At 59.5% G+C, this 17,120-nt stretch carries 1 protein-coding gene (only partly in view); it reads left to right on the top strand.

The genetic code is table 11. The features are described from left to right. Window positions 1-17,120, top strand: the 3' portion of a protein-coding gene (locus tag ACSMEV_RS04340; protein WP_459207395.1) for an immunoglobulin-like domain-containing protein. It extends 13,111 nt beyond the left edge of the window; only the last 17,120 of its 30,231 coding nucleotides appear in the window; its start codon lies beyond the left edge, outside the window; it ends in the stop codon at window positions 17,118-17,120.

Here is a 17,120-nt window from a genome sequence, read left to right as displayed (position 1 = left end):
AAAGCGCAGGTACCGTTACGACTCCGGTCAGCAACGATGTCTACCAAGGCCATGCGCCTGTGGACAACAACATCGCGAGCGTATCGGGTGGCAATTATGAAAATCTGACTGCTGACCAAACACCGGTCACTACGACCGTTACCGATGTTCAGGACACCACTACCGTAACGCTGACGGCCACTCCATCGGTTGCTGAAGGTGGCACCATCGTCTACACCGCGACCGTCGCCGACGCCGTAACTGGTTCGCCGGTCGTAGTCACGCTGAGCAATGGCCAAAGCATCACCATCGCGGTCGGCCAGACTTCGGGTACGGTCAACACCCCGGTCAGCAATGATGTCTATCAGGGCCACGCTCCGGTAACCGCCAATATCACTGGTGTTTCCGGTGGCAACTACGAGAACTTGGTAGCTAACCAAGCGCCGGTTACCACAACCGTCACTGACATTCAGGACACCACTACCGTGGTGCTTTCTGCGACTCCATCGGTTGCTGAAGGCGGCACCATCGTCTACACCGCGACCGTCGCTGACGCCGTAACCAGCTCGCCAGTCGTGGTCACGCTGAGCAATGGCCAAAGCATCACCATCGCGGTTGGCCAGACTTCGGGCACGGTCAACACGCCGGTTAGCAATGATGTTTACCAAGGTCATGCACCCGTTACGGCAAACATCACTACCGTATCGGGCGGCAGCTACGAGAACTTGGTAGCTAACCAAGCGCCGGTCACCACTCAGGTTACCGATGTTCAGGACACCACTACCGTGGTGCTCTCCGCTACCCCATCGGTCGCTGAAGGCGGCACCATCGTCTACACCGCGACCGTCGCTGACGCCGTAACCGGCTCGCCAGTCGTGGTCACGCTGAGCAATGGCCAAAGCATCACCATCGCGGTCGGCCAAACTTCGGGCACGGTCAACACGCCGGTTAGCAACGACGTTTACCAAGGTCATGCACCTGTAACGGCAAACATCACCACCGTATCGGGCGGCAGCTACGAGAACTTGGTAGCTAACCAAGCGCCGGTCACTACTCAGGTTACCGATGTTCAGGACACCACCACCGTGGTGCTCTCCGCTACGCCATCGGTTGCCGAAGGCGGCACCATCGTCTACACCGCGACCGTCGCCGACGCCGTAACTGGCTCGCCAGTCGTGGTCACGCTGAGCAATGGCCAAAGCATCACCATCGCGGTCGGCCAAACTTCGGGCACGGTCAACACGCCGGTTAGCAACGACGTTTACCAAGGTCATGCACCTGTAACGGCAAACATCACCACCGTATCGGGCGGCAACTACGAGAACTTGGTAGCTAACCAAGCGCCGGTTACCACAACCGTTACTGACGTTCAGGACACCACTACCGTGGTGCTTTCTGCGACTCCATCGGTTGCTGAAGGCGGCACCATCGTCTACACCGCGACCGTCGCCGACGCTGTAACCGGCTCGCCAGTAGTGGTTGCCTTGAGCAATGGCCAAAGCATCACCATCGCGGTCGGCCAGACTTCAGGTACGGTCAACACCCCGGTCAGCAATGATGTCTATCAGGGCCACGCTCCGGTAACCGCCAATATCACTGGTGTTTCCGGTGGCAACTTCGAAAATCTGGTCGCTAATCAGACGGCCGTCACCACCTCAGTTACGGATGTGGTCGACACCACTACCGTAACGCTGACGGCTACCCCGTCTGTTGCCGAAGGCGGTTCGATCACTTACACCGCTAGCGTCAATGCACCAGTTACTGGCAGTCCGGTCGTGGTCAAACTTGCCAATGGCGAGACCATTACCATTGCTGTTGGTCAAAGTGCAGGTACCGTTACGACTCCGGTCAGCAATGATGTCTACCAAGGCCATGCGCCTGTGGACAACAGCATTGCAAGCGTTTCGGGTGGCAACTACGAGAACTTGGTAGCTAACCAAGCGCCGGTTACCACAACCGTTACTGACGTTCAGGACACCACTACCGTGGTGCTTTCTGCGACTCCATCGGTCGCCGAAGGCGGCACCATCGTCTACACCGCAACTGTCGCCGACGCCGTGACTGGCTCGCCAGTAGTGGTTACCTTGAGCAATGGCCAAAGCATCACCATCGCGGTCGGCCAAACTTCGGGCACGGTCAACACGCCGGTTAGCAACGACGTTTACCAAGGTCATGCACCGGTCACGGCAAACATCACTACCGTATCGGGCGGCAACTACGAGAACCTGATCGCTAATCAAACGCCGGTTACCACTCAGGTTACCGATGTTCAGGACACCACTACCGTAACGCTGACGGCCACTCCATCGGTTGCTGAAGGCGGCACCATCGTCTACACCGCAACTGTCGCTGATGCCGTAACTGGCTCGCCAGTCGTAGTCACGCTGAGCAATGGCCAAAGCATCACCATCGCGGTCGGCCAAACTTCGGGTACGGTCAACACGCCGGTCAGCAACGATGTTTACCAAGGTCATGCACCTGTCACGGCAAACATCACCACCGTATCGGGCGGCAGCTACGAGAACTTGGTAGCTAATCAAACGCCGGTTGCCACTCAGGTTACCGATGTTCAAGACACCACCACCGTGGTGCTCTCCGCTACCCCATCGGTTGCTGAAGGCGGCACCATCGTCTACACCGCAACTGTCGCTGATGCCGTAACTGGCTCGCCAGTCGTGGTCACGCTGAGCAATGGCCAAAGCATCACCATCGCGGTCGGCCAGACTTCCGGTACGGTCAACACGCCGGTTAGCAACGACGTTTACCAAGGTCATGCACCTGTAACGGCAAACATCACCACCGTATCGGGCGGCAGCTACGAGAACTTGGTAGCTAACCAAGCGCCGGTCACCACTCAGGTTACCGATGTTCAGGACACCACTACCGTGGTGCTCTCCGCTACTCCATCGGTTGCCGAAGGCGGCACCATCGTCTACACCGCGACCGTTGCCGACGCCGTAACTGGCTCGCCAGTCGTGGTCACGCTGAGCAATGGCCAGAGCATCACCATCGCGGTCGGCCAAACTTCAGGCACGGTCAACACGCCGGTTAGCAACGACGTTTACCAAGGTCATGCACCTGTAACGGCAAACATCACCACCGTATCGGGCGGCAGCTACGAGAACTTGGTAGCTAACCAAGCGCCGGTTACTACCCAAGTCACCGACGTCCAAGACACCACTACCGTAACCTTGACGGCGACCCCGTCTGTTGCCGAAGGCGGTTCGATCACTTACACCGCCAGCGTCAACGCACCAGTTACTGGCAGCCCAGTTGTGGTGAAACTCGCCAATGGCGAGACCATCACCATTGCTGTTGGTCAAAGTGCAGGTACCGTCACGACTCCGGTCAGCAACGATGTCTACCAAGGCCATGCGCCTGTGGACAACAACATCGCGAGCGTATCGGGTGGCAATTATGAAAATCTGACCGCTGACCAAACACCAGTCAATACGACCGTTACTGATGTTCAGGACACCACCACCGTGGTGCTCTCCGCGACTCCATCGGTCGCTGAAGGCGGCACCATCGTCTACACCGCGACCGTCGCTGATGCTGTAACTGGCTCGCCAGTCGTGGTCACGCTGAGCAACGGCCAGAGCATCACCATCGCGGTCGGCCAGACTTCGGGTACGGTCAACACGCCGGTTAGCAACGATGTTTACCAAGGTCATGCGCCTGTCACGGCGAACATCGCCGCCGTATCGGGCGGCAGCTACGAAAACTTGGTAGCTAACCAGGCGCCAGTCACTACTCAGGTTACCGACGTCCAGGACACCACTACCGTAGTGCTGTCGGCTACCCCGTCGGTCGCCGAAGGCGGCACCATCGTCTACACCGCGACCGTCGCCTCGCCTGTAACCGGTTCGCCGGTAGTAGTTGCTCTGAGCAATGGCCAGAGCATTACCATCGCGGTCGGCCAAACTTCGGGTACGGTCAACACGTCGGTTAGCAATGACGTTTACCAAGGTCATGCACCGGTCACGGCAAACATCACCAGCGTCTCCGGCGGCAACTTCGAGAATCTGGTAGCCAACCAGGCCCCTGTTACCACGCAAGTCACCGACGTCCAGGACACCACTACCGTAGTGCTGTCGGCTACCCCGTCGGTCGCCGAAGGCGGCACCATCGTCTACACCGCGACCGTCGCCTCGCCTGTAACCGGTTCGCCGGTGGTAGTTGCTCTGAGCAATGGCCAAAGCATCACCATCGCGGTCGGCCAAACTTCGGGCACGGTCAACACGCCGGTTAGCAATGACGTTTACCAAGGTCATGCACCGGTCACGGCAAATATCACCACCGTATCGGGCGGCAACTTCGAGAACTTGGTAGCCAACCAGGCACCTGTTACTACGCAAGTCACCGACGTACAGGACACCACTACCGTAACGCTGACGGCTACCCCATCTGTTGCCGAAGGCGGTTCGATTACTTACACCGCCAGCGTCAACGCACCAGTTACTGGCAGCCCAGTTGTGGTGAAACTCGCCAATGGCGAGACCATCACCATTGCTGTTGGTCAAAGTGCAGGTACCGTCACGACTCCGGTCAGCAACGATGTCTACCAAGGCCATGCGCCTGTGGACAACAACATCGCGAGCGTATCGGGTGGCAACTACGAGAACCTGGTAGCCAACCAGGCACCAGTCACTAGTCAGGTTACCGACGTCCAGGACACCACTACTGTGGTGCTCTCCGCTACCCCATCGGTCGCTGAAGGCGGCACCATCGTCTACACCGCGACCGTTGCAGATGCCGTAACCGGCTCGCCGGTAGTGGTCACTCTAAGCAATGGCCAGAGCATCACCATCGCGGTTGGCCAGACTTCTGGCACGGTCAACACGCCGGTTAGCAACGATGTTTACCAAGGTCATGCACCCGTCACGGCAAACATCACTACCGTATCGGGCGGCAGCTACGAAAACTTGGTAGCCAACCAGGCGCCAGTCACTACTCAGGTTACCGATGTTCAGGACACCACTACTGTGGTGCTGTCGGCCACCCCATCGGTTGCTGAAGGCGGCACCATCGTCTACACCGCGACCGTCGCCGATGCTGTAACTGGCTCGCCAGTCGTGGTCACGCTGAGCAACGGCCAGAGCATCACCATCGCGGTTGGTCAAACTTCGGGCACGGTTAACACTCCAGTTAGCAACGATGTTTACCAAGGCCATGCACCGGTCACGGCAAATATCACCACCGTATCGGGCGGCAACTTCGAGAACTTGGTAGCCAACCAGGCACCTGTTACTACGCAAGTCACCGACGTACAGGACACCACTACCGTAACGCTGACGGCCACCCCATCTGTTGCCGAAGGCGGTTCGATTACTTACACCGCCAGCGTCAACGCACCAGTTACTGGCAGCCCAGTTGTGGTGAAACTCGCCAATGGCGAGACCATCACCATTGCTGTTGGTCAAAGTGCAGGTACCGTCACGACTCCGGTCAGCAACGATGTCTACCAAGGCCATGCGCCTGTGGACAACAACATCGCGAGCGTATCGGGTGGCAATTATGAAAATCTGACCGCTGACCAAACACCAGTCACTACGACCGTTACTGATGTTCAGGACACCACCACCGTGGTGCTCTCCGCGACTCCATCGGTCGCTGAAGGCGGCACCATCGTCTACACCGCGACCGTTGCCGACGCCGTAACTGGCTCGCCAGTCGTGGTCACGCTGAGCAATGGCCAGAGCATCACCATCGCGGTCGGCCAGATTTCTGGCACCGTCAATACTCCGGTCAGCAATGATGTCTATCAAGGCCACGCTCCGGTAACCGCCAATATCACTGGTGTTTCCGGCGGCAACTTCGAAAACCTAATCGCTAATCAGGCCGCTGTAACGACCACCGTCACCGACGTTGTCGATACCTCGACCGTGACCCTGACCGCGACCCCATCGGTAGCTGAAGGTGGCTCGATCGTTTACACCGCCAGTGTCAGCGCACCAGTCACCGGCTCGCCAGTCGTGGTGAAACTTGCTAATGGCGAGACCATCACTATCGCTGTCGGTCAGAGTTCCGGCACTGCAACGACTCCGGTTACCAACGATGTGTACGTCGGTCACGCTGCTGTGACTAACAACATCACCACAGTGTCGGGCGGCAACTATGAAAGCCTGGTTGCTAATCAGACGGCTGTAACGACCACCGTCACCGACGTTGTCGATACTTCGACCGTAACTCTGACCGCGACCCCGTCGGTAGCTGAAGGCGGTTCGATCGTTTACACCGCCAGCGTCAGCGCTCCGGTCACCGGCTCCCCGGTTGTGGTGAAACTCGCCAACGGCGAGACCATCACCATCGCCGTCGGCCAGAGTTCCGGCACTGCGACTACGCCAGTGACCAATGACGTGTATGTCGGTCACGCCGCCGTGACCAACAGCATCAGCAATGTGTCTGGCGGCAACTACGAGAGCTTGGTTGCTAACCAAGGTGCTGTAACGACTACCGTCACCGACACGGTCGATACCTCGACCGTTACCCTGACAGCGACGCCATCGGTAGCAGAAGGCGGCTCGATCGTTTACACCGCTAGCGTCAGCGCACCGGTTACCGGATCCCCAGTCGTGGTGAAACTCGCCAACGGCGAGACCATCACCATCGCCGTCGGCCAGAGTTCCGGCACTGCGACTACGCCAGTGACCAATGACGTGTATGTCGGTCACGCCGCCGTGACCAACAGCATCAGCAATGTGTCTGGCGGCAACTACGAGAGCTTGGTTGCTAACCAAGGTGCTGTAACGACTACCGTCACCGACACGGTCGATACCTCGACCGTTACCCTGACAGCGACGCCATCGGTAGCAGAAGGCGGCTCGATCGTTTACACCGCTAGCGTCAGCGCACCAGTCACCGGATCCCCGGTTGTGGTGAAACTCGCCAACGGCGAGACCATCACTATCGCCGTCGGCCAAAGCTCCGGCACTGCAACGACTCCGGTTACCAACGATGTGTACGTCGGTCACGCCGCTGTGACTAACAACATCACCACAGTGTCGGGCGGCAACTATGAAAACTTGGTCGCCACCCAAGGCAACGTAACCACGACTGTCACCGACACGGCCGATACCTCGACCGTTACCCTGACCGCTACACCATCGGTAGCTGAAGGTGGCTCGATCGTTTACACCGCCAGCGTCAGCGCGCCGGTGACTGGCTCCCCGGTCGTAGTGAAACTTGCCAACGGCGAGACCATCACTATCGCGGTCGGTCAGAGTTCCGGCACTGCGACGACTCCGGTCACTAACAATGTGTATGTCGGTCACGCCGCTGTGACCAACAGCATCAGCAACGTCTCGGGCGGCAACTATGAAAACTTGGTCGCCACCCAAGGCAACGTAACCACGACTGTCACCGACACGGTCGATACCTCGACCGTGATCCTGACCGCTACCCCATCGGTAGCCGAAGGCGGTTCGATCGTTTACACCGCCAGCGTCAGCGCTCCGGTCACCGGCTCGCCAGTCGTGGTGAAACTCGCCAATGGCGAAACCATCACTATCGCCGTCGGCCAAAGCTCCGGCACTGCGACGACTCCGGTCACTAACGATGTGTATGTCGGTCACGCCGCTGTGACCAACAGCATCAGCAACGTCTCGGGCGGCAACTATGAAAACTTGGTCGCAACCCAAGGCAACGTAACTACAACCGTTACCGACACAGTCGATACCTCGACCGTGACCCTGACCGCTACTCCATCTGTTGCCGAGGGCGGCTCGATCGTTTACACCGCCAGCGTCAGCGCGCCGGTGACTGGCTCGCCAGTCGTGGTGAAACTCGCCAACGGCGAAACCATCACTATCGCCGTCGGCCAAAGCTCCGGCACTGCAACGACTCCGGTCACCAACGATGTGTATGTCGGTCACGCTGCTGTGACCAACAACATCAGCAGCATTTCGGGCGGCAACTACGAAAACCTGGTCGCTAATAAGGCCGCTGTAACGACCGCCGTCACTGACGTTGTCGATAACTCGACCGTGACCCTGACCGCTACCCCATCGGTAGCCGAAGGCGGCTCGATCGTTTACACCGCCAGTGTCAGTGCACCGGTCACCGGCTCCCCGGTTGTGGTGAAACTTGCCAATGGCGAGACCATCACTATCGCGGTCGGTCAGAGCTCCGGCACTGCAACGACTCCGGTTACCAACGACGTGTACGTCGGCCACTCCGCAGTGACCAACAACATCACCACAGTGTCGGGCGGCAACTACGAGAACTTGGTAGCCAACCAGGCGCCAGTCACTACTCAGGTTACCGATATTCAGGACACCACTACTGTGGTGCTGTCAGCCACTCCATCGGTTGCCGAAGGCGGCACCATCGTCTACACCGCGACCGTCGCCGATGCCGTAACTGGCTCGCCGGTAGTGGTCACTCTGAGCAATGGCCAGAGCATCACCATCGCGGTCGGCCAGACTTCTGGCACCGTCAATACTCCGGTCAGCAATGATGTCTATCAAGGCCACGCTCCGGTAACCGCCAATATCACTGGTGTTTCCGGCGGCAACTTCGAAAACCTAATCGCTAATCAGGCCGCTGTAACGACCACCGTCACCGACGTTGTCGATACCTCGACCGTGACCCTGACCGCGACCCCATCGGTAGCTGAAGGTGGCTCGATCGTTTACACCGCCAGTGTCAGCGCACCAGTCACCGGCTCGCCAGTCGTGGTGAAACTTGCTAATGGCGAGACCATCACTATCGCGGTCGGTCAGAGTTCTGGCACTGCGACTACCCCAGTCACTAACGATGTGTATGTCGGTCATGCTGCGGTTACTAACAGCATCAGCAATGTGTCCGGCGGCAACTACGAGAGCTTGGTTGCTAACCAAGGTGCCGTAACGACTACCGTCACCGACACGGTCGATACCTCGACCGTGACCCTGACCGCTACACCATCGGTAGCTGAAGGCGGTTCGATCGTTTACACCGCTAGCGTCAGCGCGCCGGTGACTGGCTCCCCGGTCGTAGTGAAACTTGCTAATGGCGAGACCATCACTATCGCGGTCGGTCAGAGTTCCGGCACTGCCACCACGCCGGTCACCAATGACGTGTACGTCGGTCACGCCGCTGTGACCAACAACATCAGCAGCGTCTCGGGCGGCAACTACGAAAACCTGGTCGCTAATCAGACCGCTGTAACGACCACCGTCACTGACGTTGTCGATAACTCGACCGTGACCCTGACTGCGACCCCATCGGTAGCCGAAGGCGGTTCGATCGTTTACACCGCCAGCGTTAGCGCTCCGGTCACCGGCTCCCCAGTTGTAGTGAAACTCGCCAATGGCGAGACCATCACTATCGCAGTTGGCCAGAGTTCCGGCACTGCAACGACTCCGGTCACCAACGACGTGTACGTCGGTCACGCCGCTGTGACCAACAGCATCAGCAGCATCTCGGGCGGCAACTACGAAAACCTGGTCGCTAATCAGACCGCTGTAACGACCACCGTCACCGACGTTGTCGATACTTCGACCGTGACCCTGACCGCAACCCCATCGGTAGCTGAAGGCGGTTCGATCGTTTACACCGCCAGCGTTAGCGCTCCGGTCACCGGCTCCCCAGTCGTGGTGAAACTCGCCAACGGCGAGACCATCACTATCGCGGTCGGTCAGAGTTCCGGCACTGCCACCACGCCGGTCACTAACGACGTGTACGTTGGTCACGCCGCTGTGACTAACAGCATCAGCAATGTGTCCGGCGGCAACTACGAGAGCTTGGTTGCTAACCAAGGTGCTGTAACGACTACCGTCACCGACACGGTCGATACCTCGACCGTGACCCTGACCGCGACCCCATCGGTAGCTGAAGGTGGTTCGATTGTTTACACCGCTAGCGTCAGCGCTCCGGTCACCGGCTCCCCGGTCGTGGTGAAACTCGCCAACGGCGAAACCATCACCATCGCCGTCGGCCAGAGTTCCGGTACTGCTACTACGCCGGTTACTAACGATGTTTACGTTGGCCATGCCGCGGTCACCAACAACATCAGCAGCGTCTCGGGCGGCAACTATGAAAACTTGGTGGCTACCCAGGGCAACGTAACTACAACCGTCACCGACACAGTTGATACCTCGACCGTGACCCTGACCGCGACCCCATCGGTAGCTGAAGGCGGTTCGATCGTCTACACCGCTAGCGTCAGCGCGCCGGTGACTGGCACTCCGGTTGTAGTGAAACTCGCCAATGGCGAGACCATCACTATTGCAGTCGGTCAGAGCTCCGGCACTGCCACCACGCCGGTCACTAACGACGTGTACGTCGGTCACGCCGCTGTGACTAACAACATCACCACAGTGTCGGGCGGTAACTATGAAAGCCTGGTCGCCAATCAGGCCGCTGTAACGACCACCGTCACCGACGTTGTCGATACCTCGACCGTGACCCTGACCGCGACCCCATCGGTAGCTGAAGGCGGCTCGATCGTCTACACCGCCAGCGTCAGCGCGCCGGTTACCGGCTCTCCTGTTATGGTGAAACTCGCCAACGGCGAGACCATCACTATCGCGGTCGGTCAGAGTTCCGGCACTGCCACCACGCCGGTCACTAACGACGTGTACGTCGGTCACGCCGCTGTGACTAACAACATCACCACAGTGTCGGGCGGCAACTACGAAAGCCTGGTCGCTAATCAGACCGCTGTAACGACCACCGTCACCGACGTTGTCGATACCTCGACCGTGACCCTGACCGCGACCCCATCGGTAGCTGAAGGCGGCTCGATCGTCTATACCGCTAGCGTCAGCGCTCCGGTCACCGGCACTCCGGTTGTAGTGAAACTGGCCAATGGCGAAACCATTACCATCGCTGTCGGCCAGAGTTCCGGCACTGCAACGACTCCGGTTACTAACGACGTGTACGTTGGTCACGCTGCTGTGACTAACAACATCACCACAGTGTCCGGCGGCAACTACGAGAGCTTGGTTGCTAACCAAGGTGCTGTAACGACTACCGTCACCGACACGGTCGATACCTCGACCGTGACCCTGACCGCGACGCCATCGGTAGCTGAAGGTGGTTCGATCGTTTACACCGCCAGTGTCAGCGCACCAGTGACTGGCTCCCCGGTTGTAGTGAAACTCGCCAATGGCGAGACCATTACTATTGCAGTCGGTCAGAGCTCCGGCACTGCCACCACGCCGGTCACTAACGATGTGTACGTTGGCCATGCCGCTGTCACCAACAGCATCAGCAATGTGTCCGGCGGCAACTACGAGAGCTTGGTTGCTAACCAAGGTGCTGTAACGACCACCGTCACCGATACAGTCGACACCTCGACCGTTACCCTGACCGCGACGCCATCGGTAGCTGAAGGTGGTTCGATCGTTTACACCGCCAGTGTCAGCGCACCAGTGACTGGCTCCCCGGTTGTAGTGAAACTCGCCAATGGCGAGACCATTACTATTGCAGTCGGTCAGAGCTCCGGCACTGCCACCACGCCGGTCACTAACGATGTGTACGTTGGCCATGCCGCTGTCACCAACAGCATCAGCAGCGTCTCGGGCGGCAACTATGAAAACTTGGTGGCTACCCAGGGCAACGTAACTACAACCGTCACCGACACAGTTGATACCTCGACCGTGACCCTGACCGCGACCCCATCGGTAGCTGAAGGCGGTTCGATCGTCTACACCGTTAGCGTCAGCGCGCCGGTGACTGGCACTCCGGTTGTAGTGAAACTCGCCAATGGCGAGACCATCACTATTGCAGTCGGTCAGAGCTCCGGCACTGCCACCACGCCGGTCACCAATGACGTGTACGTCGGTCACGCCGCTGTGACCAACAACATCAGCAGCGTCTCGGGCGGCAACTACGAAAACCTGGTCGCTAATCAGACCGCTGTAACGACCACCGTCACTGACGTTGTCGATAACTCGACCGTGACCCTGACTGCGACCCCATCGGTAGCCGAAGGCGGTTCGATCGTTTACACCGCCAGCGTTAGCGCTCCGGTCACCGGCTCCCCAGTTGTAGTGAAACTCGCCAATGGCGAGACCATCACTATCGCAGTTGGCCAGAGTTCCGGCACTGCAACGACTCCGGTCACCAACGACGTGTACGTCGGTCACGCCGCTGTGACCAACAACATCAGCAGCATCTCGGGCGGCAACTACGAAAACCTGGTCGCTAATCAGACCGCTGTAACGACCACCGTCACCGACGTTGTCGATACTTCGACCGTGACCCTGACCGCAACCCCATCGGTAGCTGAAGGCGGTTCGATCGTTTACACCGCCAGCGTTAGCGCTCCGGTCACCGGCTCCCCAGTCGTGGTGAAACTCGCCAACGGCGAGACCATCACTATCGCGGTCGGTCAGAGTTCCGGCACTGCCACCGCGCCGGTCACTAACGACGTGTACGTTGGCCATGCCGCTGTCACCAATAACATCAGCAGTGTCTCGGGCGGCAACTACGAAAACCTGGTCGCTAATCAGACCGCTGTAACGACCACCGTCACCGACGTTGTCGATACTTCGACCGTGACCCTGACCGCAACCCCATCGGTAGCCGAAGGCGGTTCGATCGTTTACACCGCCAGCGTCAGCGCTCCGGTGACCGGCTCCCCGGTTGTGGTGAAGCTCGCCAACGGCGAAACCATCACCATCGCCGTCGGCCAAAGCTCCGGTACCGCAACGACCCCGGTCACCAACGACGTGTACGTCGGTCACGCCGCTGTCACCAACAACATCAGCAGCGTCTCGGGCGGCAACTACGAAAACCTGGTGGCGAACAAAGGCACGGTAACGACCACTGTCACCGACGTGGTCGACACTTCGACCGTAACCCTGACCTCCACCCCATCGGTAGCCGAGGGCGGTTCGGTCGTCTACACCGCGACCGTCAGCGCCCCGGTCACCGGCACGCCTGTGGTGGTGAAACTCGCCAATGGCGAAACCATCACCATCGCAGTCGGCCAAAGCTCGGGCACCGTCAGCACCCCGGTGAGCAACGACGTCTACCAAGGCCATGCTCCGGTCACCAACAGCATCAGTACCGTCAGCGGCGGCAACTACGAAAACCTGGTGGCCAACAAGGCAACCACCACTACTACCGTCACCGATGTTCAAGACACCACCACGCTCACCCTGAGCGCGACGCCGACCGTGGCCGAAGGTGGCTCCATCGTCTATACCGCATCCCTGAGCAACCCGGCCGGTACGCCTGTGACGGTCACACTCAGCAATGGCCAGACCATCACCATTGCCGCCAATCAGAGCAGCGGCAGCGTGACCGTCGCCGCACCAGCGGACGACGTGTACATCGGTGCTTCCACTGTCAGCGCCCAGATCACCAACGCTACGGGTGGCAACTTCGAGAATCTAGCCTACGTCAGCACCCCGGCCGTGACCTCGGTGACCGACACGATCAACAACACCACGCTGAGCATCACCGGCAGCAGCCAGGTCGCCGAAGGCAACAACGCGACCTACACGCTGAACCTGAGCAACGCGCCGCAGACCGATGTCACGGTCAAGCTCAGCTACAGCGGCACCGCTACCAACGGCACCGACTACGTAGGCGTCGCCACGGTGGTGATCAAGGCCGGCAGTACTCAGGCCACCTTCAACGTGCCGACCATCAAGGACAACATCACCGAAGGCACCGAAACCTTCACGGTCAAGGTCGATTCCGCCACGGGCGGCAACTTCGAGGGTCTGGTGGTCAGCGGCACGGCGGGCAGCGTCACGACGCAGCTGTTCGAGCCGGCACCGGTGCTGGATCTGGACGCCAACGACTCGAGCGGCAAGACCGGCGGCGACTACCAGGTCACCTTCACCGAGAATCAGGCCAATGGCGTGTCGATCGGCGACGTCGATCTGACGATCACCGATTTCGACAGCACCCAACTGACCGGCGCGACCATCACGCTGACCAACCGTCAGCCAGGCGACGCACTCAACCTGGGCAACAGCGTCAACGGCATCACCATCAACGCCAACAGCACCGACGGCAAAGTGGTACTGACCTTGAGCGGCAACGCTTCGCTGGCCGACTACGCCCAGGCGATCAAGAACATTTCGTTCTACAACGCCAGCGAGGATCCGAGCACCACCCCGCGCGTGATCACCGTCACCGTGACCGACGGCGTCAACGTCTCCAACACCGCCACCACTACGGTCAACGTCATCGCAGTCAACGACGCACCGGTCTCGGCTGGCGGCGCAGTCACCGGCATCGAAGACACCGATCTGGTGCTGTCCTGGAGCAACTTCAACGTCAGCGACGTCGACAGCCCGGTGTCGAGCCTGGGTGTGACCATCACTAAACTGCCCGACCTGGGCAGCCTGAAGTACAACAACGGCACCACTTGGGTGAACGTGACCCTGAACCAGACCATCAGCCAGGCCGACATCGCCGCCGGCAAGCTCAAGTTCGTGCCGCTGGCCAACCAGTCGGGTGTGGACGCCTATGGCGGTAGCGGCGTCGGCAACAAGCAGGCGGACTACGCGCAGGTCAAGTTCAAGCCTACCGACGGCATCACTCCGGGCAGCGAAGCCACGTTGAAGGTCGACATCACCCCTGTCGCCGATGCGCCGACCCTCAACATCGGGACCAACAATGTCAATTCTCTGGGCCTGACCAAAGAGACGTGGAACAGCCTCAACGGCCTGGGCACCAACGGTAACGGCATCACGGGCGACGCGTTGAAAACCGTGTTCGCCAACTCCGGTGCGGCGAGCAAAAGCGAGTCGGTCACCAACGTACAGTCCGATGCCAACGTCAGCCCCAACACCGGCTCGAAAACGTCGGGCCTGATCTACCTGGAAGCCGGCAAGACCTACACCTTCAGCGGCGTGGCCGACGACAGCGTGCTGGTCACCATCGGCGGCAAGAACGTGGTCACATCGACCTGGGGTGGCGGTGGCACGGTGTCGGGCAGCTACACCCCGACCACCAACGGCTACTACACCGTGGAGATCTACCACGCCAACCAGGCAGGTCCAGGCAGTTACGACATCAACGTCAAGGTGGGTAATGGCACGGCCGGCGACCTGAACAGCGCCGCGGTGCCGATGTACCAGAACGTCACCGCGCTGATCAACGCAGGCGTCAGCGTTTCGGACCTGCACGGCAGCAGCGGCCAGGGCTACTACGACGGCTACAAGCTCAACGAAGGGCCGGAGAACGGTAGCGTCAAACTGGTCGGCATCAGCAGCGCGCTGACCGACACTGACGGTTCGGAAACCCTGTCGGTCAAACTCAGCGGTATCCCATCCGGCTCCGTGGTCAGCGATAACGCCGGCCACAGCCTGACCGTGGGCGCGACCGCCGTGGACGTCAGCGGGTGGAACATGGCCAGCCTGGTCATCAAGCCACCGGCTTACTACTACGGCCAGTTCGACGTGAAGGTGACGTCGGTCTCCAGCGAAAGCGTTGGCGGCAGCACCGCGACCACCGAGGGCTCGCTGAAGGTCACCGTGTACCCGGACACCTATGCCACCAGCAACCTCAGCGCCGGCAACGATGTGGGCACCGGCACTGTGGCCAGCGACATCATCGTGTCCGACGTCACTGGTCTGCACGTGGTCAAGGGCAAGGACTACAACCTTGCCTTCGTGGTCGATACTTCGTCGAGCATGGGCACAAAAGGCGTGACGGACGCGCAAAATTCGCTGACGTCGGTGTTCCAGACTTTGGCCACGAGCGTAAAAGGTGACCTGTCGGGTACGGTGAATATCCTGCTGGTGGACTTCGCGACCCAAGTGAAGAGCACCGTGGCGGTCAAACTCAACGATGCCGGTCTTCAGACCCTCCTCACTGCCCTGAAGACCATGAGTGCCGCCGGCGGCACTAACTACGAAGATGCCTTCAAGACTACTGCCAACTGGTTCCAGAACCTAAAGGATGGGGGTAGCACCGGTATCAGCCAGACCTACTTCATCACCGATGGCCAGCCGACCTACTACCAAACCGGCGAGCAGGCCAACCCGACGCTGGCAAACAGCTCCGTCAAGTTGGATACCTTCCTGTCCAGCATCAGTTACAAAATAGGAAACACGGTTACCAACTATCAGCTCGATTCCAACAATCGCGTATCGATCGACAGCAGTGGCAACCTGGTCGCGCAAGCACGCTTTTCTAGCTGGTTTGGCTCTTACTGGAGCAATGTGACCACTGGCACCATTCACGCCGAAGGTAACGGCGGTTACGAGCTGTCGTCCCTAAGTGGCGATGGCACCACGACCAGCAGCGCTATCTCCAACTCAGCAGACGGCTACAAGCTGCTTGCAGCGCTGAGTTCGGTGGAGGCTATCGGCCTGGGGCCAGAACTCAAGGCCAGCGATCTGGCCAAGTACGACTCCGATGGCGTGCCGCAATACAACATCGACTCGAGCAAACTTGCCGATGCCATCCTCGGCCATACCGAGGTAATCCAGCCGGGCAATGACCAAGTCGACGGTGGCGATGGCAACGACATCATCTTCGGGGACCTGGTCAGCTTCGACTCGATCCCAGGTTCGGGCGTTGAAGCTATCCAGAACTACGTGGCCAACAAGCTGGGCCTGGATGCGGGTGACGTGGATGCGCGGATGATGCACCAGTATGTGTCCGAGCATTACACCGAGTTCGACGTCTCGCGCAGTAGCGACGGTAACGACACCCTCCTGGGCGGCGCCGGCAACGACCTGATCTTCGGCCAGGGTGGCGACGACACCTTGGACGGCGGCAAGGGCAACGATATCCTGCTCGGCGGCAGCGGCAACGACACCCTCTACGGTGGCGAAGGCAACGACATGCTGTTCGGTGGCAGCGGCAACGATGTGCTGGTGGGCGGCAAGGGCGACGATATCCTCAGCGGTGGCTCGGGTGCCGATACCTTCGTGTGGAAATCCGGCGACGTCGGCAACGACGTGATCAAGGACTTCAAACCTAGCGAAGGCGATCGCCTCGACCTCAGCGACTTGCTGCAGGGCGAGCGTGGCAGCACTATCGACAACTATCTGAAGATCACCACGGTCGGAGGAGAGTCGACCTTGCAGGTCAGCAGCGAAGGCAAGCTCAACGCAGCAGGTGGCTTGGCCAACGCCGATGTGTCGATCAAGCTCGAAGGCGTCAACTGGTCGAACACGTCCATCAACTCGCTGATCAGCGGTGCGGACCCGACCATCAAGATCGACAACTCCAATACCTGA

The organism is Pseudomonas sp. MLB6B (genome assembly GCF_054508135.1).
The sequence above is the reverse complement of the archived record's forward strand: the minus strand, read 5'-3'. Positions and strand labels throughout refer to the sequence as shown.